The organism is Mesorhizobium sp. M0340 (assembly GCF_040321535.1).
Classification (GTDB): Bacteria; Pseudomonadota; Alphaproteobacteria; order Rhizobiales; family Rhizobiaceae; genus Mesorhizobium.
Map to the genome: position 1 here is coordinate 135,110 of NZ_JAMYRR010000003.1, position 24,997 is coordinate 160,106.

The following is a 24,997-nucleotide window of genomic DNA, read 5'->3' on the forward strand; positions in this document are numbered from 1 at the left end:
TTTCGCCGCGCGCGAAACGGCCCTCCACAAGCCATGGAAACACCATGACCGATCAGCCCGCCTTCAAACCGCTCGTCTTTTCCGGCGTCCAGCCAACCGGCAATCTGCATCTCGGCAATTATCTCGGCGCCATCAAGAAATTCGTCGCCCTGCAGGACACCTCCGACTGCATCTACTGCGTCGTCGACCTGCATTCGCTGACCGCACAGCTCGTCCATGAGGATCTGCAGGACCAGACGCGGTCGATCACCGCGGTGTTTCTCGCCTCCGGCATCGACCCGACCAAGCACATCGTCTTCAACCAGTCGCGGGTGATGCAGCACGCCGAGCTTGCCTGGATCTTCAACTGCGTGGCGCGCATCGGCTGGATGAACAGGATGACGCAGTTCAAGGACAAGGCCGGCAAGGACCGCGAGAACGCCTCGCTCGGCCTGCTCGCCTATCCCTCCCTGATGGCCGCCGACATCCTCGTCTACCGCGCCACCCACGTGCCGGTCGGCGACGACCAGAAGCAGCATCTGGAGCTGACCCGCGACATCGCGCAGAAATTCAACAACGACTTTTCGGACCGCATCGCAGCGCTTGGCGTCGGCGTCGAGATGCAGGTCGGCGAGGAGACGGTGAACGGCTATTTCCCGCTGACCGAGCCGGTCATCGGCGGCCCGGCGGCACGCATCATGTCTCTGCGCGACGGTTCGAAGAAGATGTCGAAGTCCGACCCGTCGGACCTGTCGCGCATCAATCTGACCGACGATGCCGATGCCATCTCGAAGAAGATCCGCAAGGCCAAGACCGATCCGGAGGCTTTGCCCGGCGAACTGGACGGCCTTGCCGGCCGGCCGGAAGCGGAGAACCTCGTCGGCATCTATGCCGGCCTCGCCGAAATATCGAAAGAGGCGGTGCTGCAAGAGTTCGGCGGCCAGCAGTTTTCGGTGTTCAAGCCGGCGCTTGCCGATCTCGCCGTGGAAAAGCTGGCGCCGATCGCCGGTGAGATGCGCCGCATCTCCGGCGACCGCGCCTATGTCGACGCGGTGCTGCGGGATGGCGGCGAGCGTGCCGGCACATTGGCCGAAGCGACCATGAAGACCGTGCGCGACATTATCGGCCTGCTGCAAGGCTAATGCATGTCGCGCAAAAGCATGCCCTCGGGCTTGACCCGAGGGTGTGCAGCGGTTTGCGATAACGACATGCATAAAACAAGAACCTGAAGCGCGTCGCTGGTCGAACGCGACGGGCTTCAAGCCGCACCGATATCGCCACAGCCGCCTGTCGCTTGCGGACGGGCTGTGGCGGTGGCAGATTGCGACCGAAACCATCGAACAGGGTGAATATGGTCTCCAAACGCCTCAGCCGGGAAGCCGGTCATCGCCGCAAATTCCTGGCGATCATCGACGACACGCCGGAATGCGAGCGCGCCGTCGCCTACGCCTCGAAGCGGGCGCAAAGCACGGGCGGCGTGCTTGTGCTGCTCTATGTCATCGAGCCGGATGATTTTCAGCACTGGCTGGGCGTCGAGAAGATCATGCGCGAGGAGGCGACCGCCACGGCGCGTGCCGCACTCGACAGCTATGCCAACAAGGTGCGCCAGAAGCTCGGCATCGAGCCGGAACTGGTGGTGCGCGAAGGCAAGCCGACCGAAGAGATTCACAAGTTGATCGAGGAAGACCAGGACATCGCCATCCTGGTGCTGGCGGCAGGCGCCGGCAAGGAGGGGCCGGGGCCGCTGGTCGGCGCGGTTGCCGGCAAGGGCGCCGCCTTTCCGATTCCCGTCACGGTTGTGCCGCAGAACCTGTCGGACGAAGAGATCGACAGCCTCGCCTGAGATGCGCTGATATTCAGGTGAGGCCGGCCTGCAATTGGCGGCTTCCTGCGCTTCCGGTGCTCACGTACCAAAAGTACGCTCCGCTCCGGTTCTCGGAACCCACCATTTTCGGCTCGGCCTGACCTGAATCTCAACACATCTCCAAGCGTTTCAGGGCGCTAGCAAAACATTCCGCCAGCCAGCCGTTCCCGGCGATGGCTTTCGCTTGAATGTCGGGCGGATAAAGCCTAATTAGAACTATTCCAAACTAGCTGCCCGAAATGGGCACGGAGACGGCCATGTTCATCCAGACCGAGTCGACGCCAAACCCGGCGACGCTGAAATTCCTGCCCGGCAAGGAAGTGCTGCAAGAAGGCACCGCCGATTTCCGCGATGCCGACAGTGCCGCGACGGCTTCGCCGCTGGCCGGCCGGCTGTTCGAGATTCCCGGCGTCACCGGCGTCTTCTTCGGCTATGATTTCATCACCGTGACCAAGGACGGCCCCGACTGGCAGCATCTGAAGCCGGCTATCCTCGGCGCCATTATGGAGCATTTCATGTCCGGCGCCCCGGTGATGGCCAAGGCCGGGCCCGCCGCCGAGACCAGCCAGACCGGCGAATTCTACGACAAGGCCGACGAGGAGCTGGTCGTCACCATCAAGGAGCTGCTCGACACGCGGGTGCGCCCGGCCGTGGCCCAGGATGGCGGCGACATCACCTTCCGTGGCTTCGAGAACGGCACAGTGTTCCTGCACATGAAGGGCGCCTGCGCCGGCTGCCCGTCGTCCACGGCGACGCTGAAGCACGGCATCCAGAACCTGCTCCGGCACTTTGTGCCGGAAGTGCAGCACGTCGAACAGGTCTCCTGACGCGCCGTTCCATCGTCAACATCGATAGACAACAAAAAACCGGGCAAAAATGCCCGGTTTTCTGTTTGCGACGTCTGTGTGTTGCCTAGACGGTCCGCGTATAAAGCTCTTCTTGTTTGACCATGGTTTTGTCCGAAATCCCACTTTTCGGGATCATGGTCTTACAGAACGATGACCTTGGCGCCGACCGAGGTGCGGTCGTAGAGGTCGATAATGTCCTGGTTCATTAGCCGGATGCAGCCCGACGACATCGCCTTGCCGATCGAATTCCATTCCGGGCTGCCATGCAGGCGGTAGCCCATGTCGCCGCCTTTGTTGAACAGGTACATGGCGCGCGCGCCGAGCGGGTTCTTCAACCCCGGCTCCATGCCGCCGGCGAACTTGGCCAACTCCGGCTGCCGCTTGATCATCTGCGAAGGCGGTGTCCAGGTCGGCCATTCGCGCTTCAGCGCGATACGGGCGGTGCCGTGCCATTCGAAACCCTCACGGCCGACGCCGATGCCGTAGCGCATCGCCTGGCCGTCGCCCATGACGAAGTAGAGAAACTTGTTCTGCGTATCGACGATAATGGTGCCCGGCTTTTCCTTGGTGTCGTAGTCGACGATCTGCCGGCGGTATTTGAACGGCACCTTTTCGATCGGAACGCGCGGCAGGTGATAGCCGGCATCGGTCACCGCGCCGTAATTGTTAGTGAAGATCTGCGAGCCGATGGTGCTGCAACCGGCGACAGCCGTCGACAGCGCCAGGGCCGCGACGATTGCAAGTGACTTCATGCGCATGAAAAGGTCCGATGCCCTGCCCAAACTACAGCGGCTCGAGTCGGCCGCTTTTTCATCTTCATTCATGCTGGCATTTGCTTTGCTTGCCAAGCGGGCGATGCCTATATCCTTGGGCTTGCGTGCTGGTAAACCTGCGACTATGGTATTTCGGCAACAGCCCCCACAGGATTATGTTGCAAAATCAATGGGCCAAGAACAAGAACCAGGAGACGAGGACATCACCGTGAATGTCGGTGACGCTGCCTGGCGCTCCGGCCTGCGGCCAAGACCATACGTTGCTACGAGGCGATCGGCCTGAGACGCGGCCGCTGCAGGAGATAATCCTGACGGGCCGGGTTCAATAAAGGACGCCGCGAAGCACGGTCCAAGCCAGAAGCCCGAACGTGCCAATCACCACCAATGCGCCAAGGACCGTGCCGATCGTTTCAGGCAGTCCATCGGGGCGACCAGGATCGTCGGCCATTCAACTATCGATCATGACGTAAGCGGCACCAAACACGGCAACGATGATTGCCCCAAGCACCGCCCATCCTCTGATGGCTGAGCGGATTTCCTCCGGCGTCGCTGATTTCCGGACGTCATCTTCCGTCATCTAATGCTCCTCGTAGAATCCGTGGTCGACATTGAAAGCGCAAGCTGCCGGCGCTGCCAAGAGCCGCAGCGGATTTTGCGCAAAAGTTTAGCGACGGGCGCCGTTCGCGAGCAAGCGTTACTTAGCCTTCCACACTACGCAAAGCGCGGGCGGCGGTCACGATCCCGGTGGGCGATACCGGATCGACTTCGCTTTCCCAAGCGCCTCCATCGTCTCTTCGACACTTAACAGGACGGTGGTCTCGTACGAGCTGAGTGCGCCGCCGGCGCCGATGGCAAGCATGACCGATGCCATGGACACGTTGTCCGGCGCCTCCCACAGGTTCCAGCCATCGTACTCTCCGAAGGCATACCAGAACCCGTGCAGCTTTCCGCCGACCGACTCGATGTAGGAGCGGGCAGCCTCGCGTCTATCCTCGGGATTATCCATCAAGCGCGCCCAGGTTTCGGGCCTGTAGCTGAATCGTGTGAGATACATCGGCATGGTTCGTCTCCTCCCAGAGCTGCCCCCACCAAGACAGTTAAGCGCCCCAATTCGGGAGAACGCGAGTCGTTTCCGAGGCGTAGTACCGCTGGCTTAGTTGCGGGGCCGCTAATAGACCTGTTTCAATTGCCTTTCCCAAGGGAGTAAGGTCAATGGCCGCATATCTCATTGCTGATGTAGATATAACCGACGCCGCCGTTTTCGAGGAATACCGCCAGGATGTGCCGGCAACCGAAGCCCGCTACGGGGGAAGGTATATCGCTCGCGGCGGGGCCACCAAAGTTCTGGAAGGCGATTGGGAACCTCATCGCCTCGTCATCGTCGAATTCCCGGACATGGCTTCCCTCCTGGCATGGTACGACTCTCCAGAATACGGCCGCCTCAAAGCCATCCGCGAACGCTGCGCAAAGACGAGAATCATTGCTCTGGAGGGGATGATGCCGGTTAGTTAAGGCCGGGCTTGCCAGCAGGATAAATCACCCTGAAAAAGGTGATTATCTGGTTGACAAACCCGTTGGCGAATCAAGGCCGTGCTGATATGAACGGCGCGTGGATGAACTCATCACACAGATTCAATCCGTATGGCCGCTTGTAATGCAAGCGCCGTGGGGTTTCCTGTCTGCTAGCCTAGCGCTGCTTATCCTTGGATGGGCGGCGGGCAGGTTCATGTATGGCGAGCGAATTTTCAATCTTAAAAGCCGCATTGAACGCCGAGACGACGAAATCGCGGAACTGAAGAAACAATCATCGGACAAAGAGGAAGGCGACGGAACCGCTGGCAAAAACTTCCTTATCGGTCGATTGATTGGCCAGTATCTCCACGAACACAAGGATGCTCCACGGCGGATGCAAATGGGGCTTGAACAGCCTCCAGTTGATTGGGTCAACGCAGAGCTTGCAAAATTGGAAGAGGATTGGCGTGTTAAGACGGGGCGCAATGGGGAATATGTCTTCTACGATCTTCCGCGATGGGGATAGCCGATATCACCAAGGGCCGCGCTACCCAGCCGTAGGGGAATGGCCAGCGCTACAGAATCTATAATCGGCCCGCCCTTCCACAAAGCGGGCCGGATCTTGAACCTATGTTGACGCAGACCCTTTTCCCTGTTGTTATGCAGACATACATGAGGGTGTTCGCCAAGTTAGGAACACATTAACTGGCGAAGCGTTAGTTTGTATGAGTAGCCACGCAGGCCGGGGAGGCCGAAATGGGCATCCAGGTTAAAGATATCCAAATCCTATGCAAGGAAGTTGGCGGTATGTACGTGCTGACTTCGCCTGCCGTGCCTGAGCTACACGTCGCCAACGTGGATAAGCAAGCCGCATACGACTCGATTCAGGCTACCCTGGACATGATTGAACGCATGAAAGAGCGGCAGGCTGCTCGCAATGCGCACAAGGAAATGCAAGCCGAGCGGCGATACGCCTGATTGCGCTACCTAGCGACTGATGTCTACGTGGCATTGGCAGGTTTAGGCTGCGAATTTGACGGCGACGAGACTGACTCCTCCGAGGGGTGGTACACGTCGGACGGGCACATCTTCGTCTTGCCCAAGCCTACAGTGGATAATGATGGCCGGCACTGGCTTTCAGCCGAGGTCGTTGACGAGATAATCAGAGATCGCTGGCTGCCATTCACGCTTCAGTTGCTTGCGCGCTACGACTAGTCCTTCGCCTCGCGCTCCCGCCGCACAAACTCTTTTATCTGTTCGGGCGTGAGTTTCTTGGCCTTGGCGATCTTCTGCACAATGGCTTCGAAGGCGGCGTCGGATTGATCGGTTTTCAGTTCGCGCGCCGCGTCTCGGAACTTGTCGATCTGCGGTTTTTTGTCGGGCATGGTTCGTAACCCTAGACGGAATCGAGTAAAATTGCTATGTAACGGCGCGAAAGCGCCGATGCTATGGACGCACCGCCGCTTTCGCTCTTACCCCTTGTGGAAGGGGGCAGGGTGAACCGCCATCAGGCGGCTACCGGTATTCTCCGGGTCATGAACCACATGACGCATCCTCCTTTCTCTCGCTTGGGTTCTGTGTCGCGGTCCGCTGGCCAGCAAAAGCGCGACACACTCGAAAATCAGGAAGCGGCGGTGTCCTTGGATGCCGTCGCTTTTTTCATCTTCCTCGCCGTCAGATATTGGACCAACGCCCAAATCGACTGCTTCACGTTGTCGTCAATATCCGGTTCAGTCATCAGGTCGATGAGTTGGTATTCAAGCGCCTTGCCCGGCTCGACGCGCTGCTGCCCCGCATTTTCCGAGCCAATACCTCCACCGTTGCCGCCAGATCCGCCAGCTCCACCGCTACCGTTATCTACTTGATCGGCGGGCAATTCCTCTTTTGCTCGCACCCCGGTAAGGGTCGGCTTGCTGAACCGTCCATTCGCCGCAATATACCCCGCATGTTGGGCCGAAGCGGAAAAGGCTTGGCGGGCTCGCTCTTTCTGTTTGGGCGGTACGCCCAGCGATTCCATTTGGCGCTCAATTGCCGCCGGCGGCGGCAACGCATAACCTTGGTAGCGATCAAACATCGCCTTATATAGGGGGATTTTAAGGAAGGCTTCGGCCTTGGCGGCGGCAGATGACTGTTGGTCGGTCACTTGAAGGCCAAGCTGGGTGAGACCGACCCTGCCCGCGTCTGTTTCGATCAATCCAAACATACGAGCCGCGCCCAGCCGCCCTCGAAACGTTCCACCTGTGGCGGACTGATCCATGGCTACGGCCAGTTGCGTCTGATCAATCTTCGCTTGGCCACCCTCTCGCAAAAGAACAGTAGCCAATTCGATAGATCGCTCCAAGTCGGAATAGGGAAATTCGATCTGTGACCGGTCACGCTTCCGCCCAGCGGCGGTCTCGCTTACCGCAGAATCGTCAGTTTCGTCTTCGACAGGTTCGCCCATTTTTAGGCACCTCCAGCCCACAATTGGGCTACTGGAGGAGTCATATAACAGGCGCCTCGTAGATTCGCAACGCCGTAACACGAAAAAAGTTGTTACGCTCGTTTAAGCGCGTTACCGGCGGTGACCGCGCTTCGGCCAGAGCGGCAACTCTAGCTGCACAGGCTTTCGGAAGTGCGTCCGCTTCTCGTCAAGTAGGTCTATGATAAGTCAGGCGCTTACCGGCAGCGCCCTTCAGGGCGATGAATGCGCGGGTGCCGTCATCAACGCCCATCGCAATCCGGTTCGAATAGCGGAAATCGAATTCAGCCAAATAGCGGTGCAGGTGGTGTTCGGCGCAATGCTGATAGACGCCCTTCATGCCGCGCTTGAAGATCGAATAGAAGCCTTCCACGGTATTGGTGTGGACGGTGCCGCGAACGTATTCGTCCTTAGAATGCGTGACGAAATCGTGCGAGGCGAATTCCTGGCCGACGCGGCGATACAGGCCAGCCTCGTCCGTCATCAATGCGGTTTCCTTGGCGATGTTGGCGCGCACGATTGGCATGATCGTGCCGATGCGAGCTGTATCGACGTGAAAGGAACGGGCGCGACCTCCGCGCTCAACCAGCGTGACGACAGTGTTCTTGTGACCGGTGCCGCGAGTTATCGGGGTATTGGTCAGGCGGCCAATGTAAGTTTCGTCCACCTCAACGGTCTTGCCGTTGCCGCCAAGCGGGGAGAGTTCCCCAGACGCCATTGCAAGGCGAATGCGGTGGCACAGGAACCAAGCGGTCTCATAGGTGCATTCGAGTATGCGGTACATCTGATGAGCACTGATGCCCTTCTTAGAGGCGCACATGAGGTGGATTGCCTGTAGCCACTTGGTGAGCGGCAAATGGCTTTCTTCGAAGATCGAACCCATGCGGACGGTGAACTGCGAACGGCAAGCGCCGCACTTGTACAGGCCATGGCGCTCGACCCCGTTCGGGTTCTTCTTAGAGGGCTTGGTGCGGACGCCCTTCAGTTTGTAATGCTTGTCCACGGAACCGCACTTCGGGCAAACCGGACCATTCGGCCACAAGATCGCCTCGACGTGTTCGAAAGCCTTGGCTTCGTCGTGGAATTCGGGGCGGGACAGGATGGACATGGAAATCTCCTATGTCCTGACCCTACGTAATTAGGTTGGGTTTGTAAACCAGATAATCGCGCTGAAAAACCGGGTTCAAACCGTGAACAAAATCTGGCATGGTGCTTCCATGCCGATCATCTCGCCGATTCCCCTCAACCCGCTCATCGACGGCCGCCAGTCGGAGCGCGCCATGCTGGTGAGGCGTGGTGTGCAGCGGCTGCTCAAGGACATGGGCGCGCATGTCTTGCCCGAACTGTCGCTGGCCACCGGGCGGCGCGCCGATCTCGTGGCGCTGACCCGCCAGGGCGACATCTGGATCATCGAGATCAAATCCTCGATCGAGGATTTCAGGGTCGACCGCAAATGGCCGGACTACCGGCTGCATTCCGACCGCTTGTTCTTCGCCACCCATCCCGGCGTACCCCAGGAAATCTTTCCGGAAGAATGCGGCTTCATTCTCTCCGACGGCTATGGTGCCGAGATTTTGCGCGATGCGCCCGAGCACCGCATGGCGGCCGCGACACGCAAGGCGCTGATGCTGAGGATCGCGCGGGCTGGTGCCGCGCGGCTGCTGGCGGCGGAACTTGCCGGGGTGTCGGTGCCGGCGCTGGAGGGTGAAAGCGAGTAGGATTTCGTTCGGCGTAATGGAGGGTTGCGCTACCCGGCTGCCGCCACCTGCTCCCGTGCACCGCAGCGGATTCTTGCGACGAAGACCCCCACCCCTAGCCCCTCCCCACAAGGGGGAGGGGAACTTCGCAGCGGCAGCGCCACTTAGCATTAACTTCGACAATTCTAGCCGAAACAGCAGCGGCATCGTCTCCCTCCCCCTTGTGGGGAGGGGTTAGGGGTGGGGTACGCGGCCTGGCAAATGCCCATCTGGTACCGAACATGGCCGCCTCACTCGTCCCACGCCTGCACGACGGTCTGCCGCGCGATCTGGCCGTTCTTCAGCTCCAGCATCGCCGCGCAGAACACCTTGGTCCCGTCCGGATAAGCGCACGCCTGGGTGAAGGCGAGATTGTTGCCGTCGGCGATGGTGGTGTCGACCTTGTGGGTCATCGCCCGGCTGCAGATGTCATCCCAGAACGTGGTGATCGCCGCGCGCCCGCGGATCTCGCGCGGCTTGCTCGGCGGGTTGTTGCGGTCGATCACCCGCACCAATGCGTCGTCGGCATAGAAGCTCGCCAGCAATTTTCCATCACGGCCCTCGATTGCCTTCTTGATCGCCGCGCCGTCTACCGCCTGTGTCTTGGTCGGCATTTTGTCCTCCATGGGCCCGTCTTGACGATCGGGCGGTTGCTTGATCAGCGCTGCCCGGCGTTCGCCGCCGGGCGGTTTTTCACTGCGACTTCGCCTTGACGGCCGCGAACACCTCGTCGGACTGCTCCTTGAAGGTGGCGAGATCGACCTGGCTGCCGTTGAGCATCGTCGACCAGTGGCGCACGATCGCGGCCATCGCCACCGCCTCCTTGATTTCCTCGTCGCTGGCGCCATTGAGCTTGGCCGCCTGCGTGTGGAAATAGATGCAGTATTGGCAGGGGATCTGCGAGGCGACGGCGAGGCCCATCAATTCCTTGGTCTTGCCGTCGAGAGCGGTGTTCGGGTTGAGCTGCACGCCCTTGATCTCGGCCCAGGCGCCGGCGACAGCGACGTCCGGCAGCGTCTTGAACATGTCCGGCACCGAGCCGAGCGTGGCCTGGATATCCTTGTAGGCGGCCGTCGCCGAGGCGTCCTCGGCCTTGGCAGGAACTATCGCCAGCAGCGCGCCGACGCCTGCCGCCAGCACCAGCGATTTGAGTGTCGACTTCAGCATTTTATTTCTCCCTTCGCAGCGCCTTTCCCGGCGATATCCGCCTGGCCTGCATGGGACGAAGTGATAGCGCTCAGGCATGCCCAGCCGCTTCGCCCGAAAGCGCCATGGCTGCTATGGCCCGTGCGGGCCAGCGTGCCGGGCCGAGAACGCCGCCGCCGCCGCCCGCGACGGCAGGTCCAGCTTGAGCAGAATATTGGCGACGTGGCGCTTGACCGTGTGTTCGCTCAGCCCCAGTTCGGCGGCGATCGCGGCATTGCTCTTGCCGTCGGCAATGAGGTTCACCACCTCGCTTTCGCGCGCTGTCAGTGCGGCCGGCTCGGCAGCCTTGGCCTTCAGCCGGAAGGCCGGCTCCAGATGCTGTTCCGAGGTCGCCTGCACCAACGCCAGCGGCTCATCCAGCTCGTCAAGTGCGATGCGCCCGGCGTCATTGAAATGAAGGCCTGAACCGGCGGCGAGGTCGGCGACCAGCCGCGATGCGAGGATGTCGCCGCGCCCGGCATGCGCGGCAAGCTGCATCGTCACGCGCGTCGTCAATCCCGTCGGCGGCCCACGCAACTCGACCTCGCCGACATGCACGCCCTGCGCGCTGGCGACGCCGATCTCCTGCGCCGCATCGCGCAGCGCCGCCGCGCAGCGTACGGCCCGCGCCGGGCCGTCGAAGCGCGCCATCATCAGCTCACCATGCGTGCCGGCCGGGCGGCCGCCATGGCGCCCAACCAGCAGGCGCCATGTTTCCTGAAAACGCTGGCTGCGCTCGCTCCACATGCGGTCGCCAAGCCGCGCCGTGTCGTAGATCCGGGTGACCAGCAGTGCCGCCAGCACGCGCTCGGCCTCGGCGACGGCGCGCGCTCCGGTCAGGAATTCCTCGATCACATCAGCCACCCGGTCGACATCGCCGGTCCAGATCGGGTGGTCGCGCCCGGGTACCTCGACCAATCGCGAATTCGGGATATTCCTTGCCAGGAAGCGGCTGGCCTCCGGGTCGACGCGTGCATCGTTTCGGCGGTGGACCAGCAGCGTCGGCGCGCTGATCGTCGCCAGCACGCCGCGCACGTCGATTGCTGCATTCATGCGGGCCAGGGCGATAGCCGCCGTCGGGCTCGCCGACAGCCGCTCGAAGCGCGCCCACCATGTGGCGAAACGCGGATCGTCGACGCGACCGGGCGCGAAATGCGGTAGGGTGGCGCCGGTGCCCCATGCGGTCTCCGCCGTCGCGATGAAGGCCTCGAGGCGTTCCGGCGGCATCACCCATTTGTGGAAATGCGCATAGCCGCCATAAAGCGCCAGCGCCGGCGTCCGCTCCGGGTAGGTGGCGGCGAACAGCATTGCCATCGGCGCGCCTTCCGAAGCGCCGAGCAAGGCGGCGCGGCCGCTGCCGGTCGCATCCATCACGGCGCGCACATCGTCCATGCGGGTTTCGAGGCTGGGCAGGTGGTGGACATCGACGCGGTCGGACAGGCCGGTGCCGCGCTTGTCGAACAGGATCAGCCGTGAGAACGCGGAAAGCCGCTTCAGCAGCCGGCTGTAGCCCTCGTCTTCCCAGTGCAGGTCGAGATTGGAAATGAAACCCGGCACGAAGACGAGATCGAGCGATCCCTGGCCGACCACCTGATAGGCGATCCGCACGTCGCCACTGAGCGCGTATCGAGTTTCGATCGGCCTCACGAATTGTCCGCCCGACCCGACGATTTCTTATCGCCGGATTATAGCAGAGCCGCGCAGCTTGCGGCAGATGAAACTTTAGCGCGAGTGAATGTGGGCCGGCGACGCCTACTTCTGTGACGCGGCGGTCTCGATGTTCGCTCCGCCGACGCTAAAACCTGCGCCCTCCGGCGCGCCCGGCCGCTTGATGTGTGGCGCGGCCGCGACGACAAGCTCGTTGAAACCTTCGCCGCCGCTGTCAAGCATCTCGAACAATTGCCGGCGCATTCTCGGCTCCCAGAACTTGTTGATGTGCTCGGCGACGCCGGCAATGCCTTGCTCGCGCGGCTTGGAGTGGAAAAAGGCGGCGATCTGGTTGGCCATGCGAACCAGCTTTTCGCTGGTGCTCATGAGATGGCCTTCGTCATGCGACATGCCTGGCAACTCCGGAAACCACGCGGTCAGGATGCGTGAAAATATCGAAATCATCGCCGCGCACCAGCGCCACCAGCGTCATGCCGGCGTCGTCCGCGGTGCGGATGGCAAGTGCGGTCGGCGCCGAGACGGCGATGATGACGGCAGCACCGATTGCCGCCGTCTTCTGCACCATCTCGACCGAAACGCGCGACGTGACGACGACGGCACCGCCGGCGCCGTCGATACCGGCCCTGGCCAGCGCGCCGGCCAGCTTGTCCAGCGCATTGTGGCGGCCGACATCCTCGCGCGCCATGACGATGCCCTTGTCGGGAAGGTAAAAACCGGCGGCGTGGACCGCGCCAGTCTCGGTGTGCAGCGGCTGCAGCTTCGACAAAAGCTTGACCGAGCGGACGATGTCATCGGGCTGAAGCGTAAGTGTTGACGCACCAACAGGGTTTACCGAGCGCATCGCCTCTTCGATCGATTCGATGCCGCACAACCCGCAGCCGACCGGGCCGGCCAGCCGTCTGCGCCGCGCTTCGAAGCGGGTGTTGGCCTGGTCCTTCAGCCGGATCTGGATGTCGATGCCGGCGCCGTGATCCTCGACCTCAATGGCTTCGATCTCGTCCGGCGAGGCAATGATGCCTTCGGTCAGCGAGAAGCCGAGCGCGAAATCCTCGAAATCGGCCGGGCTTGCCATCATCACCGCATGCGTGGTGCCGGCAAAGGAGAACGCCACCGGCGTCTCTTCCGGCACCATCCGGTTGGCGGCCGCGGTGCCGCCCGCGCGGCGCGCCAGCCGCGAGATCTGCGCAATGGCTTTGCGGCGCGCGGTCAAGGACTACTCCGCCGCTTCCAACTTCGCGATGCGGCGGCTTTGCTTTGCCTGCTCGTCATAGTCGCGCTGCCATTCCGACGGGCCGTTGGACGCGCCCACCTGCACTGCGGTCACCTTGTATTCCGGGCAGTTGGTCGCCCAGTCGGAGAAGTCGGTGGTGATGACGTTGGCCTGGGTGTCGGGATGGTGGAAGGTCGTATAGACGACGCCTGGCGACACCCGCTCGGTGATCAGCGCGCGCAGCGTCGTCTCGCCGGAGCGGCTGGTCAGCCGCACCCAGTCGCCGTCGCGCAGGCCGCGATTTTCGGCGTCGTGCGGATGGATCTCCAGCCGGTCCTCGCTGTGCCAGACCACGTTCTCAGTACGCCGGGTCTGCGCGCCGACATTGTATTGCGACAGAATGCGGCCAGTGGTCAGCAGCAGCGGGAAGCGCGGCCCGGTCCTTTCGTCGGTCGCGACGTATTCGGTGCGGATGAACTTGCCCTTGCCGCGCACGAAGCCGCCAATATGCATGATCGGCGTGCCCTCCGGCGACTTCTCGTTGCAGGGCCACTGCACCGAGCCCACTCTGTCGAGGAGGTCGAAGGAAACGCCGGCGAAGCTCGGCGTCGTCTTGGCGATCTCGTCCATGATCTGCGACGGATGCGTGTAGGTCCAGCCGAGGCCGAGCGCCTTGGCGAGCTCCTGCGTCGTTTCCCAGTCGGCATAGCCGCATTTCGGCTCCATCACCTTGCGCACCATGTTGATACGGCGCTCGGCATTGGTGAAGGTGCCATCCTTCTCGAGGAAGGTCGAGCCGGGCAGGAAGACATGCGCGTAGTTGGCCGTCTCGTTGAGGAAGAGGTCGTGCACGACCACGCATTCCATCGCGGCAAGGCCGGCGGCGACATGCTTGGTGTCGGGGTCCGACTGCAGGATGTCCTCGCCCTGCACATAGAGCCCCTTGAACGAGCCGTCGACGGCGGCGTCCAGCATGTTGGGGATGCGCAGGCCGGGCTCGTCGTCGAGCTTGACGCCCCACAGGCTCTCATAGATGGCGCGCACGGCGTCGCCGGAAATGTGGCGATAGCCGGGAAGCTCGTGCGGGAACGAGCCCATGTCGCAGGAGCCCTGCACATTGTTCTGGCCGCGCAGCGGGTTCACGCCGACGCCCGGCCGGCCGATATTGCCGGTCGCCATGGCGAGGTTGGCAATGGCGATGACGGTGGTCGAGCCCTGGCTGTGCTCGGTCACGCCGAGGCCGTAATAGATCGCGCCGTTGCCGCCGCGAGCGTAGAGCCGGGCCGCACCGCGTATGTCGTCGGGATCGACATTGGCAAGCTGGCCGACGACCTCCGGGCTGTTTTCCGGCAGTGCCACGAACGACGCCCAGTCCTGGAACTCGTCCCAGTCGCAGCGCTCGCGGATGAAGGCCTCGTCGAACAGGCCTTCGGTGACGATGACATGGGCAAGTGCCGTCAGCATGGCGACGTTAGTGCCCGGCTTCAGCGGCAGATGGTACTGAGCCTCGACATGGGCCGAGCGCACGATGTCGGTGCGGCGCGGATCGAGCACGATCAGCTTGGCGCCCTGTCGCATGCGCTTTTTCATGCGCGAAGCGAACACCGGATGCGCATCGGTCGGATTGGCGCCGATCAGCAGGATGACGTCCGTCTGCTCGATCGAATCGAAGTCCTGCGTGCCGGCTGAGGTGCCGAAGGTCTGGCCGAGACCATAGCCGGTCGGCGAATGGCAGACCCGGGCGCAGGTGTCGACATTGTTGTTGCGGAAGCCCTGCCGGACAAGCTTCTGGACGAGGTAGGTCTCCTCGTTGGTGCAGCGCGAGGAGGTGATGCCGCCGATCGAGGTGCGGCCGTACTGGTATTGGATGCGGCGGAATTCATTCGCCGTGTGGGTGAGCGCCTCTTCCCACGACACTTCGCGCCACGGATCGCTGACCCGCTCGCGGATCATCGGCTTCAGGATACGGTCCTTGTGCGTCGCATAGCCATAGGCGAAGCGGCCCTTGACGCAGGAGTGGCCGTGGTTGGCCTTGCCTGCCTTGTAGGGCATCATGCGGATGACCTCGTCGCCCTTGACCTCGGCCTTGAACGAGCAGCCGACGCCGCAATAGGCGCAGGTGGTGACGGTCGAGCGCTCGGGCAGGCCTTTCGCCAGCACGGTCTTCTCCCTCAGCGCATCGGTCGGGCAGGCCTGCACGCAGGCCCCGCACGACACGCACTCGGAATCGACGAACGCCTCGTGCATGCCGGCCGAGACCCTGGATTCGAAGCCGCGGCCCTCGATGGTCAGCGCGAACGTGCCCTGCACCTCCTCGCAGGCGCGCACGCAGCGCGAGCAGACGATGCATTGCGCCGGATCGTAGGTGAAATAGGGGTTGGATTCATCGCGGGCGATATAGTCGATGGTCAGCGAGCCATGGCCGGGCGCCACGCCGTTTTCCCGCTTGACGTGGTTGCGCCCGTCCACGCCATAGCGGTTCTCGGTCAGGCCGACCGTCCTGACGACCTTGTCGAACTCGCTGCCGCCGGTGCCGGCCTTTTCGCCCCACGCCACCGGGTGGTCAGAGACGTAGAGTTCCATCACGCCGCGGCGAATGGCGTTCAGCCGGTCGCTCTGTGTGTGCACGACCATGCCCTCGCCGACCGGCGTCGTGCACGAGGCCGGCGTGCCGCCGCGCCCGTCGATCTCGACGAGGCAGACCCGGCAGGAGCCAAACGAATCCAGCATGTCGGTTGCGCAGAGTTTCGGGATTTCAACGCCCGCTTCCATCGAAGCGCGCATGATCGAGGTGCCCGCCGGCACCGTCACCGACTTGCCGTCGACTGTAAGCGTTACCTGCTGTTCGGCTTCGGAGGCGGGGGTGCCGTAGTCGATTTCCTGGACCAGCGATTTGATGTCGAATGCCGCGTTCATGCCTGTCCGCTCCTATTCCGCTGCTTCGGCGACCGGCGTCGGCCGAAAGTCGTCCGGGAAATGGTTGAGTGCACTCATCACTGGATATGGGGTGAAGCCGCCGAGAGCGCAAAGCGAGCCGAACTTCATCGTGTTGCAAAGGTCGGTGACCAGTGCGATCTGCTTTTCCGGTTCGATGTTCTGGGCGAGCCGGTCCAGCACCTCGACGCCGCGCGTCGAGCCGATGCGGCACGGCGTGCACTTGCCGCAGCTTTCGATAGCGCAGAATTCCATGGCAAAGCGTGCCTGCTTCAGCATGTCGGCGCTGTCGTCGAAAACTACGATGCCGGCATGGCCGATCAGCCCGTCCTTGGCGGCAAACGCTTCGTAGTCGAACGGGGTGTCGAACAGCGCGCGCGGGAAATAGGCGCCGAGCGGGCCACCCACTTGCACAGCCTTGACCGGACGCCCGGTCGCCGTGCCGCCGCCGATATCGTCGACGATCTCACCCAGCGTCATGCCGAACGCCGCCTCGTAGAGACCGGGATATTTGACGTTGCCGGCAATCTGGATCGGGATGGTGCCGCGCGAACGGCCCATGCCGAAATCCTTGTAGAAGGCGGCGCCCTTGTCCATGATCACCGGCACCGAGGCCAGCGAGATGACGTTGTTGATCACCGTCGGCTTGCCGAACAGGCCCTTGTGCGCCGGCAGTGGCGGTTTGGCCCGCACCTGTCCGCGCTTGCCTTCGAGGCTGTCGAGCAGCGCCGTCTCCTCGCCGCAAACATAGGCGCCGGCGCCGACGCGGACTTCCATGTCGAATGAATTGGCCGAGCCGAGCACATTGACGCCGAGCACGCCGGCCTTGCGGGCGATCTCGACGGCCTTCTGCATCACCGCCACCGCATGCGGATATTCGGAGCGGATATAGATGAACCCCTTCGTCGCGCCGGTGGCGATGCCGGCGATCGCCATGCCTTCGATCAGCACGAAAGGGTCGCCTTCCATGATCATGCGGTCGGCGAACGTGCCGGAATCGCCTTCATCGGCATTGCAGACGATGTATTTGCGCTCGGCCGACGTATCGAGCACCGTCTTCCATTTGATGCCGGTCGGGAAGCCGGCGCCGCCACGACCGCGCAGCCCGGACTCGGTCACCTGCTTGACGATGTCGGCCGGCGTCATCGCCACTGCATTCTGCAGGCCGTTCAGCCCGCCATGCGCCTTGTAGTGATCGAGCGACAGCGGATCGGTGACGCCGCAGCGCGCAAAGGTCAGCCGCGTCTGCCTGGCCAGGAATGGGATCTTGTCGGGAGCGCCGAGCCAGCGCTTGTGGTGGCCGCCGGTGAGGAAGCCGCAGTCGAACAGGCTTTTGACGTCGGATGGCTTCACCGGCCCATAGGCGACACGGCCATTGGCCGTTGCCACCTCGACCATCGGCTCGAGGAAATAGGCGCCGCGCGAGCCGTTGCGCACGATCTTGGCCTCGATGCCGCGCTCGGCCAATTCCGCCCGAACCGCCTTGGCGACTTTTTCCGCACCCAGCGCCAGCGCGCCGGAATCGCCGGGAATATAGATACGCGGGATCATGAGCGCACCTCGGCAACGATTTCATTGAGCTTTTCGTCGTCGAGCCGCCCGATCACCTCGCCGTCCAGCATCGCCGACGGCGAGCAGGCGCAAAGGCCGAGGCAATAGACCGGCTCCAGCGTCACCGAACCGTCGCGGGTTGTCTCGTGGAAGCCTATGCCCAGCAATGATTTGAGCCTGGCGGCAATCGCATCCGAACCCATCGACTGGCAGGCTTCCGCCTGGCAGAGCTTCAGCACATGCCGGCCGGCCGGCTGGCTGCGATAATCGTGATAGAAGGTGACGACGCCATGCACCTCGGCCCTGGAAATGTTCAGCGCCTCGGCGATGACCGGCAGCGCGTCCTGCGGCACATAGCCGAACTCTTCCTGTATGCCGTGCAGGATTGGCAACAGCGGGCCTTCGAGGCCTTTCAGCTCGTGGATGATCGCCGCGGTGCGCGATGCGATCTCGGTACTTGCAGGCTGCATCGTCATGCAGCGCCCTCCCTGGTCGTGGCGGTCTTCCACTAAGTGCTTAGGAAATCAGAGGAAACCCGCTAAATCAATAAAGCCGATCCGTTGCTCGATAGAAATTTTCTATCGTTCGCGATCACCAGCATTGTCTAGCCTAGCGACGGGTGCGGAAATCGTCCGCCAGCGCCATTGCCTCGTCCAACAGCGCCGAGACCAGCGGCGTGTGCGGTTCGCGCGGCGCCGCCACCAGCCCGACGGTGTGGCTGGCATCCGGCTCGACGATCGGGATAGCCCGGATCGGCTCGGAAAAGCCGAACGTTTCCGCAAGGTTAAGCGGCATGATGGACGACCATTTGCCGGTGCGGATATGCGAGAACAGCACGATCATCGAGTTGGATTCCAATGTCGGCCGCACCTGCACGCCGGCTTCGGCCAGATGCTGGTCGATGATGCGGCGGTTCTGCATGTCCGGCGTCAGCAGGCAGAGCGGCAGCTGACTGAGCTCGGCCCATGTCACTTTGTCGCGGTCGAAATACGGGTTCCCGACGGCGGTGATCAGCTGATAGCGCTCGTCATAGAGCGGCACGCTGGTGACGCGTCCGAGCGGCTCGTTGTCGAGATAGGTGATGCCGGCGTCGATATCGAAATTGCCGAGCAGCGACAGCACCTCGATCGAGGTCCGCGACAGCACCGAGAAGGTGACGCCGGGGTGTTTTGCCCGAAACGGCGTCGTCAATCGCGCCACCATGGCCAGCGCCGTCGGGATCGCCGCGATGCGGATACGCCCTGACAGGCCGTGACGCGCCGCCCGCATCTCCTCGCGCATGGTCCTGCTGTCGCCGACGATGCGGCGCGCCCACACCAGCACCTGTTTGCCTTCCGGCGTCAGCCCCTGGAAGCGCGAGCCGCGCAGCACCAGCATCACGCCGAGCTGGCCCTCCAGCTGCTTGATGCCGGCCGAAAGTGTCGGCTGGGTGACGCCGCATACTTCGGCCGCCCGGCCGAAATGCTCTTCCTTGGCAAGTGCTATGAAGAATTCCAGCTTGTCGATCATGCCGTCGGGAGCCTGTCACGGACGATATGTCCTGTCGTAGCGCGCAAGGTCGTGGAAATCGCCTTCGGCCGCAAGCCGCCTGTGTAAATCGTCCGCATCCACATCTTTCAGCCGGCTTACTGTTTCCCGCAATGGAATGCGGCGCTATGTGGATCAGACGGGGTCGTGGACTGGACACGACGGGAGACCGAACATGCTGGGCTGGTTCCGCAAGCTTTTGCCGCGCGAAGATCGCTTCTTCGACCTGTTCGAGCGGCATTCCCGCACCGTGGTCGGTGGCGCCGAGGCACTGCAGCAGCTTCTGCAGGGCAACGACATCGACCGCTGGTGTCAGACGATCATCGATCTCGAGGACGAAGCCGATCAGATCACCGCGGAGGTGCTGCTTGCGGTGCGGCGCTCCTTCATCACGCCCTTCGATCGCGGCGACATCAAGGACCTGATCCAGTCGATGGATGATGCCATCGACATGATGCACAAGACCGTCAAGACGGTAAGGCTGTTCGAGAAGAAGGAATTCGACCCGCTGATGCAGGAAATGGGAGGCGTCATCGTCGAGGCCGCCAAGTTGGTGGCCGAGGCGATCCCGCTGCTCGGCAAGGTCGGGGCGCACACGGTGCGCCTCAATGCCATCGCCGAGGAAGTCATGCGCGCCGAAGGCCGGGCCGACGACCTGCACGAGCAAGGCTTGAAGGACCTGTTCAAGCGGCATGGCCGCAGCGACCCGATGGCCTATCTGATCGGCAGCGAGATCTACGGCCAGCTGGAGAAGGTGGTCGACCGCTTCGAGGACGTTGCCAACGAAATCAGCGGCATCGTCATCGAGAACGTATAGTGGAAGCCGCGATAGCCTTTCCCGTGCTGGTCGGCCTTGTCGTCGTCGCGCTGTTCTTCGATTTCCTCAACGGCCTGCACGATGCCGCCAACTCCATCGCCACCATCGTCTCCACCAGGGTGCTGCGGCCGCATTATGCGGTGTTCTGGGCGGCCTTCTTCAATTTCATCGCCTTCATGTTCTTCGGTCTCCACGTGGCGGAGACGCTGGGAACCGGCATCATCGACGCCAGCATCGTCACGCCGGCAGTGATCTTCGCAGCACTTGTCGGCGCCATCGTCTGGAACATCGTCACCTGGCTCGTCGGCATCCCGTCCAGCAGTTCGCACGCGCTGATCGGCGGTCTGGTCGGCGCCGGCGTCGCCAAGGCAGGCACCGGCGCCATTGTCTGGGCCGGGTTGGGCAAGACCACGGCGGCAATCGTGCTATCGCCGGCGGCAGGCTTTCTGCTGGCGCTCGTCCTGATCCTCGCGGTCTCTTGGCTGTTCCTGCGGCAGACACCGTTTGCCGTCGACAGCACCTTCCGCGTCATGCAGTTCTTTTCCGCCTCGCTCTATTCGCTTGGACATGGCGGCAACGACGCGCAGAAGACCATGGGCATCATCGCCGTGCTGCTCTATTCGCAAGGCATGCTCGGCGCGAATTTTTACGTGCCGCTGTGGGTCGTCATCACCTGTCAGTCGGCGCTGGCGCTGGGCACATTGTTCGGCGGCTGGCGCATCGTCCACACCATGGGCTCCAAGATCACCCGGCTGAACCCGATGCAGGGTTTCTGCGCCGAGACCGGCGGTGCGATTACCCTGTTCGCCGCCACCTGGCTGGGTATTCCTGTATCGACCACGCACACGATCACCGGCGCCATCATCGGCGTCGGCGCCGCCCGCCGCGTCTCCGCCGTTCGCTGGGGCATTGCCGGCAACATCGTGGTGGCATGGATCGTCACCTTGCCGGCAACCGCGGCCATCGCGGCTCTCACCTACCTCGCGGTCGGCCTGGCATGGTGACAGCACCGTAGCACTGCGCGGCAGGCGATGCGCCGTATCTACCTATCCACAAGGTTCAGGATGTTGCCGTCCGGATCCTTGAACCATGCGACCTTCATGCCCTGGCCGACATGGACATCGCCCTCAAGCGTCAGGCCTGGCATGTCGTAATGCTCGAAGGTCACGCCCTTCGATTTCAATGCCTTGACGATTTTGCCGAGTTCATCGCCGACCGTCCAGGTCACAGCGGTCGCCTTGTTGGTCCCGGCGAAGTTCGAACGGTACACGTTGATGGCGGTATCGCCGCTTTCATAGACGATCAGTTCACCACCCTCATTGTGCACTTCTTTCAGGCCGAGCGTTCCTTCGTAAAAAGCCCTGGCCTTGGCCAGGTCCTTCACAGCGAGATTGGCCGTTGCGTTGCTGTTTGCGAGCATGATTCGTCTCCTTCCCTGGCGTTCATTCCATGTCCACTGAAATAGGTTGCGTTGACGATTTGGCGACGGCCACTCCCGCTGGAAATGCTGCCGTATGGTCGCTTCCTCCCCGATACGCCGCTGCAACTGTTGGTCCATCGCTTGGTTCTGTTCCGGAACTGCATTATCTGGAGCGGAAAAGTAGAGGAAAAACTCATGCCCGCCGCCCATGAAAACGTGACCAAGGAAATGGTTATCGAGCGCCTGAAGACGGTCAATGGGCCGGATTTCACCGGCAATATCGTCGATCTCGGCATGGTTTCCGAGATTTTCATTGCCGACGCCAAGGTGTTCTTCTCGATCACCGTTCCCGCTGCCCGTGCCCAGGAGATGGAGCCGCTGCGTGCGGCGGCCGAACGTGTTGTCAAGGCGATCCCCGGTGTCGCCGGCGCCGTGGTCGCGCTGACGGCGGAAAAGAAGGGCGGCGGCATGGAGGCGCCGGTTCCGCAAAGACCGGCTCAGAGGCCCGCTCCACCGGCCGCACCTGCCCGTCCCGCCCCACAGGCGCCCGCCTCGCACAGCCAGGGCAAGCGCGGCGTACCCGGCATCGAGGCCATCATCGCCGTCGCTTCCGGCAAGGGCGGGGTTGGCAAGTCGACCACCGCCGTCAATATCGCCCTTGGGCTTGCCGCCAACGGGCTGCGGGTCGGCGTGCTCGATGCCGATATTTATGGCCCTTCCATGCCGCGTCTGCTCAACATTCGTGGCAGGCCGCAGACCGTCGACGGCAAGATCCTGAAACCGATGCAGAATTATGGCCTCAAGGTCATGTCGATGGGCTTCCTCGTCGATGAGGAGACGCCGATGATCTGGCGCGGGCCGATGGTGATGTCGGCATTGACGCAGATGCTGCGCGAGGTCGAATGGGGACCGCTCGATGTGCTCGTCGTCGACATGCCGCCCGGCACCGGCGACGCCCAGCTGACCATGGCCCAACAGGTGCCGCTGGCCGGCGCCGTCATCGTCTCGACGCCACAGGACCTGGCCCTGATCGATGCGCGCAAAGGCCTCAACATGTTCAGAAAGGTCGACGTGCCGCTATTGGGTATCGTCGAAAATATGAGCTATTTTCTCGCCCCCGATACGGGAAAACGCTACGACATCTTCGGCCATGGCGGCGCGCGCCGCGAGGCCGAGCGTCTCGGGGTCACCTTCCTTGGCGAAGTGCCGCTCGAGATGGGCATCCGCGAAAGCTCGGATGCTGGCACGCCGGTGGTGGTCTCGAAACCCGATGGCGCCGAGGCGAAAATCTACCGCGACATCGCCGCCAAGGTTTGGGACCGCGTCAATGAAGAGCGCGGCGCGGCCGAGGCTGCAGTGCCGAGCATCGTGTTCGAGTGATGCGGATGTCCTCCCCCAAGTGGGACCTTGAGGGGAGGGCGGCCGGAACGGCCGGGTAGGTCCGCGGCGACACGTTCCAGCTTTTCCGGGATAGCGCGGCTGACAAACCACGATCTCGTCTAGCGCGGAGGCAGATGTGTGTCTATCGCACCAAAGTGCGGATTCGGATGGCGCGTGCCCCTTGCCTGCTCCCGCGCGTTGTCATATCGATTTGTCATACAAATACGGAGACCACGATGGCAGGCGCCCCCACCAGCAAGAAAAAATTTCGCTCGCAGGAGTGGTTCGACAATCCCGACAATCCGGGCATGACGGCACTCTATTTGGAACGTTACCTGAATTACGGGCTGACGCGGGCCGAACTGATGTCCGGCAAGCCGCTGATCGGCATCGCGCAGACCGGCTCGGACCTGTCGCCCTGCAACCGCCACCACATTGAACTGGCCAAGCGCGTGCGCGAAGGCATTGTCTCGATGGGTGGCATCCCTTTCGAGTTCCCTTGCCACCCGATCCAGGAGACCGGCAAACGGCCGACTGCTGCACTTGATCGCAACCTTGCCTATCTCAGCCTGGTGGAGGTGCTCTACGGCTATCCGCTCGACGGTGTGGTGCTCACCATCGGCTGCGACAAGACGACGCCGGCCATGCTGATGGCCGCGGCCACCGTCAACATCCCGGCTATCGCGCTTTCGGTCGGGCCGATGCTCAACGGCTGGCACAAGGGCAAGCGCACCGGCTCCGGCACTATCGTCTGGGAATCGCGCCAGCGCCTGTCGGCCGGCGAGATTGGCTATGACGAGTTCATGGATATCGTTGCCTCCTCGGCGCCGTCGACCGGCTATTGCAACACGATGGGCACCGCCACCACGATGAATTCGCTGGCCGAGGCGCTCGGCATGCAATTGCCGGGCTCGGCCGCTATCCCCGCCCCCTATCGCGAACGCGGCCAGATCGCCTACGAGACCGGAAAGCGCATCGTCGACATGGTGCATGAGGATCTGAAGCCCTCCGACATCATGACCCGTAAGGCCTTCGAGAACGCCATCGTCGTCAACTCGGCGATCGGCGGCTCGACCAATGCGCCGATCCACCTCAACGCCATCGCCCGCCATCTCGGCGTGCCGCTCGACAATGACGATTGGCAGAAGGTCGGCCTCAACATACCGCTCATCGTCAATCTGCAGCCGACGGGCGAATATCTCGGCGAGGACTATCACCATGCCGGCGGCGTGCCGGCCGTGATCGCCGAACTGATGAAGGGCGGCCTGCTGCCCTATCCGGAAGCCACGACCGCTAACGGCAAGACCATCGGCGACAATTGCCGCGGCGCCGTTAACGAGAACCTCGACGTCATCCGCCCGGTTGCCGAGCCGCTGAAAGCCAATGCCGGCTTCATCAATCTCAAGGGCAATCTGTTCGATTCGGCGATCATGAAGACCAGCGGCATCTCGCCCGAGTTCCGCGAGCGCTATCTGTCGAACCCGAAGGACCCCGAAGCCTTCGAGGGCAACGCCATGGTCTTCGACGGCCCCGAGGACTATCACGCCCGCATCGACGACCCGGCACAGGGCATCGACGAGCACACCATCCTGTTCATGCGCGGCGCCGGTCCGATCGGCTATCCCGGCGGCGCCGAAGTCGTCAACATGCAGCCGCCTGCCTATCTGATCAAAAAGGGCATCCACGCGCTGGCCTGTATCGGCGACGGTCGCCAGTCGGGCACGTCGGGCTCGCCATCGATCCTCAACGCCTCGCCGGAAGCCGCCATCGGCGGCGGCCTGGCGCTGCTGAAGACCGGGGACCGCGTCCGCATCGACCTGCGCAAGGGCACCGCCGACATGCTCGTCAGCGACGACGAGATCGCGCGGCGCCGCGCCGAGCTGCAGAACAATGGCGGCTATCACTATCCGAAGCACCAGACGCCCTGGCAGGAAATCCAGCGCGGCATGGTCGACCAGTTTTCCGAAGGCATGGTGCTGAAGCCGGCGGTGAAATACCAGGATGTGGCGCATACCAGCGGCGTGCCGAGGGACAATCACTGACCAGGGTCCATCGCACGGGCCAGCCGTCAGGTCGCCGGTGTTGCGGTCTCCTCATTTCTCCCCGTTAACAGCCCGCTAACGGGGAGAAAT

General features: G+C 62.6%; 28 protein-coding genes. 11 read left to right on the plus strand and 17 right to left on the minus strand.

Translation table 11 applies throughout. The annotated features are described in order from the left end of the window. Positions 1-44: 44 nt before the first annotated feature. The 3 genes from trpS to NKI79_RS05405 all read left to right on the plus strand — a co-directional run bounded on the left by trpS (position 45) and on the right by NKI79_RS05405 (position 2,670). A complete protein-coding gene (trpS, locus tag NKI79_RS05395; protein ID WP_352800312.1) occupies positions 45-1,121 on the plus strand; it encodes a tryptophan--tRNA ligase in 1,077 nt (358 codons plus the stop codon). A gap of 209 nt (positions 1,122-1,330) precedes the next feature. Next, the gene (locus NKI79_RS05400; protein ID WP_023717912.1) at positions 1,331-1,822 is read left to right on the plus strand and encodes a universal stress protein; all 492 of its coding nucleotides are present in this window, start codon (positions 1,331-1,333) and stop codon (positions 1,820-1,822) included. A 278-nt stretch (positions 1,823-2,100) separates the two neighbouring features. Further along, positions 2,101-2,670, plus strand: a complete 570-nt coding sequence (locus NKI79_RS05405) for a NifU family protein (protein WP_023676386.1) — start codon at positions 2,101-2,103, stop codon at positions 2,668-2,670. A gap of 161 nt (positions 2,671-2,831) precedes the next feature. Here NKI79_RS05405 and NKI79_RS05410 read toward each other — a convergent pair whose 3' ends face one another. The 4 genes from NKI79_RS05410 to NKI79_RS05425 all read right to left on the minus strand — a co-directional run bounded on the left by NKI79_RS05410 (position 2,832) and on the right by NKI79_RS05425 (position 4,524). After that, the gene (locus NKI79_RS05410; RefSeq protein ID WP_254816165.1) at positions 2,832-3,449 is read right to left on the minus strand and encodes a L,D-transpeptidase; all 618 of its coding nucleotides are present in this window, start codon (positions 3,447-3,449) and stop codon (positions 2,832-2,834) included. Positions 3,450-3,786: 337 nt separating this feature from the next. Then, positions 3,787-3,912 carry a hypothetical protein gene (locus tag NKI79_RS05415; RefSeq protein WP_352476056.1) on the minus strand — a complete coding sequence of 42 codons (126 nt, stop codon included), beginning with the start codon at positions 3,910-3,912 and terminating at the stop codon, positions 3,787-3,789. Continuing rightward, positions 3,913-4,041, minus strand: a complete 129-nt coding sequence (locus NKI79_RS05420; protein ID WP_352476055.1) for a hypothetical protein — start codon at positions 4,039-4,041, stop codon at positions 3,913-3,915. Between the two features lie 156 nt (positions 4,042-4,197). Then, positions 4,198-4,524 carry a GYD domain-containing protein gene (locus NKI79_RS05425; RefSeq protein ID WP_352476054.1) on the minus strand — a complete coding sequence of 109 codons (327 nt, stop codon included), beginning with the start codon at positions 4,522-4,524 and terminating at the stop codon, positions 4,198-4,200. A gap of 152 nt (positions 4,525-4,676) precedes the next feature. On the opposite strand from NKI79_RS05425, the gene NKI79_RS05430 reads away from it, so the two are divergent. The 3 genes from NKI79_RS05430 to NKI79_RS05440 all read left to right on the plus strand — a co-directional run bounded on the left by NKI79_RS05430 (position 4,677) and on the right by NKI79_RS05440 (position 5,954). Next, positions 4,677-4,976 (plus strand): DUF1330 domain-containing protein, encoded by a 300-nt coding sequence (locus NKI79_RS05430; protein ID WP_352800315.1) that lies wholly within the window; start codon positions 4,677-4,679, stop codon positions 4,974-4,976. A gap of 97 nt (positions 4,977-5,073) precedes the next feature. Beyond that, positions 5,074-5,502: a hypothetical protein gene (locus NKI79_RS05435; RefSeq protein ID WP_352800317.1), complete on the plus strand. Its 429-nt coding sequence runs from the start codon at positions 5,074-5,076 to the stop codon at positions 5,500-5,502. A gap of 230 nt (positions 5,503-5,732) precedes the next feature. Continuing rightward, complete coding sequence (locus tag NKI79_RS05440; protein ID WP_352800319.1) at positions 5,733-5,954, plus strand: hypothetical protein; 222 nt, start codon at positions 5,733-5,735, stop codon at positions 5,952-5,954. Between the two features lie 233 nt (positions 5,955-6,187). On the opposite strand, the gene NKI79_RS05445 is transcribed toward NKI79_RS05440, so the two are convergent. From NKI79_RS05445 to NKI79_RS05455, 3 genes are all read right to left on the minus strand, one after another. Continuing rightward, positions 6,188-6,361, minus strand: a complete 174-nt coding sequence (locus tag NKI79_RS05445; protein WP_352800320.1) for a hypothetical protein — start codon at positions 6,359-6,361, stop codon at positions 6,188-6,190. Positions 6,362-6,597: 236 nt separating this feature from the next. Next, positions 6,598-7,419 (minus strand): hypothetical protein, encoded by an 822-nt coding sequence (locus NKI79_RS05450; protein WP_352800322.1) that lies wholly within the window; start codon positions 7,417-7,419, stop codon positions 6,598-6,600. A 187-nt stretch (positions 7,420-7,606) separates the two neighbouring features. After that, positions 7,607-8,545, minus strand: coding sequence for an IS1595 family transposase (locus NKI79_RS05455; RefSeq protein WP_352800324.1), 939 nt, complete (start codon positions 8,543-8,545; stop codon positions 7,607-7,609). A 109-nt stretch (positions 8,546-8,654) separates the two neighbouring features. Here NKI79_RS05455 and NKI79_RS05460 point away from each other — a divergent pair, with 109 nt between their 5' ends. Continuing rightward, positions 8,655-9,155 (plus strand): MmcB family DNA repair protein, encoded by a 501-nt coding sequence (locus tag NKI79_RS05460; protein WP_254816394.1) that lies wholly within the window; start codon positions 8,655-8,657, stop codon positions 9,153-9,155. Positions 9,156-9,424: 269 nt separating this feature from the next. Here the strand turns inward: NKI79_RS05460 and NKI79_RS05465 are convergent, their stop codons facing one another. From NKI79_RS05465 to NKI79_RS05505, 9 genes are all read right to left on the minus strand, one after another. After that, on the minus strand, positions 9,425-9,787 hold the full coding sequence (locus tag NKI79_RS05465) for a nuclear transport factor 2 family protein (RefSeq protein WP_352800326.1): 363 nt from the start codon (positions 9,785-9,787) through the stop codon (positions 9,425-9,427). Between the two features lie 79 nt (positions 9,788-9,866). Beyond that, positions 9,867-10,340, minus strand: coding sequence for a carboxymuconolactone decarboxylase family protein (locus NKI79_RS05470; protein WP_352800327.1), 474 nt, complete (start codon positions 10,338-10,340; stop codon positions 9,867-9,869). A gap of 111 nt (positions 10,341-10,451) precedes the next feature. After that, positions 10,452-12,005: an alpha/beta fold hydrolase gene (locus NKI79_RS05475; protein WP_352800328.1), complete on the minus strand. Its 1,554-nt coding sequence runs from the start codon at positions 12,003-12,005 to the stop codon at positions 10,452-10,454. 105 nt (positions 12,006-12,110) lie between these two features. Further along, entirely contained in the window at positions 12,111-12,416 is a 306-nt protein-coding gene (locus tag NKI79_RS05480; protein ID WP_352644508.1) for a formate dehydrogenase subunit delta, read from the minus strand. Continuing rightward, entirely contained in the window at positions 12,406-13,236 is an 831-nt protein-coding gene (gene fdhD / locus NKI79_RS05485; RefSeq protein WP_352800329.1) for a formate dehydrogenase accessory sulfurtransferase FdhD, read from the minus strand. Before fdhD ends, NKI79_RS05480 begins: the two co-directional genes overlap by 11 nt. A gap of 3 nt (positions 13,237-13,239) precedes the next feature. Beyond that, complete coding sequence (fdhF, locus tag NKI79_RS05490; protein WP_352800331.1) at positions 13,240-16,152, minus strand: formate dehydrogenase subunit alpha; 2,913 nt, start codon at positions 16,150-16,152, stop codon at positions 13,240-13,242. Between the two features lie 12 nt (positions 16,153-16,164). Next, positions 16,165-17,721, minus strand: a complete 1,557-nt coding sequence (locus tag NKI79_RS05495) for a formate dehydrogenase beta subunit (RefSeq protein WP_352800332.1) — start codon at positions 17,719-17,721, stop codon at positions 16,165-16,167. Further along, positions 17,718-18,197, minus strand: coding sequence for a formate dehydrogenase subunit gamma (locus tag NKI79_RS05500; protein ID WP_352702411.1), 480 nt, complete (start codon positions 18,195-18,197; stop codon positions 17,718-17,720). The genes NKI79_RS05495 and NKI79_RS05500 overlap by 4 nt, the downstream gene beginning before the upstream one ends. Positions 18,198-18,330: 133 nt before the next feature. Further along, positions 18,331-19,230, minus strand: coding sequence for a LysR family transcriptional regulator (locus NKI79_RS05505; protein ID WP_254816176.1), 900 nt, complete (start codon positions 19,228-19,230; stop codon positions 18,331-18,333). A gap of 193 nt (positions 19,231-19,423) precedes the next feature. Here NKI79_RS05505 and NKI79_RS05510 point away from each other — a divergent pair, with 193 nt between their 5' ends. Both NKI79_RS05510 and NKI79_RS05515 read left to right on the plus strand, forming a co-directional pair. Then, positions 19,424-20,065 carry a DUF47 domain-containing protein gene (locus tag NKI79_RS05510; RefSeq protein ID WP_254816177.1) on the plus strand — a complete coding sequence of 214 codons (642 nt, stop codon included), beginning with the start codon at positions 19,424-19,426 and terminating at the stop codon, positions 20,063-20,065. Continuing rightward, complete coding sequence (locus NKI79_RS05515) at positions 20,065-21,069, plus strand: inorganic phosphate transporter (protein ID WP_254816178.1); 1,005 nt, start codon at positions 20,065-20,067, stop codon at positions 21,067-21,069. Before NKI79_RS05510 ends, NKI79_RS05515 begins: the two co-directional genes overlap by 1 nt. Positions 21,070-21,107: 38 nt before the next feature. Here NKI79_RS05515 and NKI79_RS05520 read toward each other — a convergent pair whose 3' ends face one another. After that, on the minus strand, positions 21,108-21,485 hold the full coding sequence (locus NKI79_RS05520; protein ID WP_352476079.1) for a VOC family protein: 378 nt from the start codon (positions 21,483-21,485) through the stop codon (positions 21,108-21,110). 195 nt (positions 21,486-21,680) lie between these two features. Between NKI79_RS05520 and NKI79_RS05525 the strand changes: the two genes are divergently transcribed. Next, positions 21,681-22,865, plus strand: a complete 1,185-nt coding sequence (locus NKI79_RS05525) for an Mrp/NBP35 family ATP-binding protein (protein WP_352476039.1) — start codon at positions 21,681-21,683, stop codon at positions 22,863-22,865. A gap of 236 nt (positions 22,866-23,101) precedes the next feature. Next, on the plus strand, positions 23,102-24,907 hold the full coding sequence (locus NKI79_RS05530; RefSeq protein ID WP_352800334.1) for an IlvD/Edd family dehydratase: 1,806 nt from the start codon (positions 23,102-23,104) through the stop codon (positions 24,905-24,907). Positions 24,908-24,997 lie beyond the last annotated feature (90 nt).

Coding starts and splice junctions, on each gene's coding strand:
- trpS (WP_352800312.1), top strand. CDS start 45: ATGACCGATCAGCCCGCCTTCAAACCGCTCGTCTTTTCCGGCGTCCAG.
- NKI79_RS05400 (WP_023717912.1), top strand. CDS start 1,331: ATGGTCTCCAAACGCCTCAGCCGGGAAGCCGGTCATCGCCGCAAATTC.
- NKI79_RS05405 (WP_023676386.1), top strand. CDS start 2,101: ATGTTCATCCAGACCGAGTCGACGCCAAACCCGGCGACGCTGAAATTC.
- NKI79_RS05410 (WP_254816165.1), bottom strand. CDS start 3,449: ATGCGCATGAAGTCACTTGCAATCGTCGCGGCCCTGGCGCTGTCGACG.
- NKI79_RS05415 (WP_352476056.1), bottom strand. CDS start 3,912: ATGGCCGACGATCCTGGTCGCCCCGATGGACTGCCTGAAACGATCGGC.
- NKI79_RS05420 (WP_352476055.1), bottom strand. CDS start 4,041: ATGACGGAAGATGACGTCCGGAAATCAGCGACGCCGGAGGAAATCCGC.
- NKI79_RS05425 (WP_352476054.1), bottom strand. CDS start 4,524: ATGCCGATGTATCTCACACGATTCAGCTACAGGCCCGAAACCTGGGCG.
- NKI79_RS05430 (WP_352800315.1), top strand. CDS start 4,677: ATGGCCGCATATCTCATTGCTGATGTAGATATAACCGACGCCGCCGTT.
- NKI79_RS05440 (WP_352800319.1), top strand. CDS start 5,733: ATGGGCATCCAGGTTAAAGATATCCAAATCCTATGCAAGGAAGTTGGC.
- NKI79_RS05445 (WP_352800320.1), bottom strand. CDS start 6,361: ATGCCCGACAAAAAACCGCAGATCGACAAGTTCCGAGACGCGGCGCGC.
- NKI79_RS05450 (WP_352800322.1), bottom strand. CDS start 7,419: ATGGGCGAACCTGTCGAAGACGAAACTGACGATTCTGCGGTAAGCGAG.
- NKI79_RS05455 (WP_352800324.1), bottom strand. CDS start 8,545: ATGTCCATCCTGTCCCGCCCCGAATTCCACGACGAAGCCAAGGCTTTC.
- NKI79_RS05460 (WP_254816394.1), top strand. CDS start 8,655: ATGCCGATCATCTCGCCGATTCCCCTCAACCCGCTCATCGACGGCCGC.
- NKI79_RS05465 (WP_352800326.1), bottom strand. CDS start 9,787: ATGCCGACCAAGACACAGGCGGTAGACGGCGCGGCGATCAAGAAGGCA.
- NKI79_RS05470 (WP_352800327.1), bottom strand. CDS start 10,340: ATGCTGAAGTCGACACTCAAATCGCTGGTGCTGGCGGCAGGCGTCGGC.
- NKI79_RS05480 (WP_352644508.1), bottom strand. CDS start 12,416: ATGTCGCATGACGAAGGCCATCTCATGAGCACCAGCGAAAAGCTGGTT.
- fdhF (WP_352800331.1), bottom strand. CDS start 16,152: ATGAACGCGGCATTCGACATCAAATCGCTGGTCCAGGAAATCGACTAC.
- NKI79_RS05495 (WP_352800332.1), bottom strand. CDS start 17,721: ATGATCCCGCGTATCTATATTCCCGGCGATTCCGGCGCGCTGGCGCTG.
- NKI79_RS05500 (WP_352702411.1), bottom strand. CDS start 18,197: ATGACGATGCAGCCTGCAAGTACCGAGATCGCATCGCGCACCGCGGCG.
- NKI79_RS05505 (WP_254816176.1), bottom strand. CDS start 19,230: ATGATCGACAAGCTGGAATTCTTCATAGCACTTGCCAAGGAAGAGCAT.
- NKI79_RS05510 (WP_254816177.1), top strand. CDS start 19,424: ATGCTGGGCTGGTTCCGCAAGCTTTTGCCGCGCGAAGATCGCTTCTTC.
- NKI79_RS05520 (WP_352476079.1), bottom strand. CDS start 21,485: ATGCTCGCAAACAGCAACGCAACGGCCAATCTCGCTGTGAAGGACCTG.
- NKI79_RS05525 (WP_352476039.1), top strand. CDS start 21,681: ATGCCCGCCGCCCATGAAAACGTGACCAAGGAAATGGTTATCGAGCGC.
- NKI79_RS05530 (WP_352800334.1), top strand. CDS start 23,102: ATGGCAGGCGCCCCCACCAGCAAGAAAAAATTTCGCTCGCAGGAGTGG.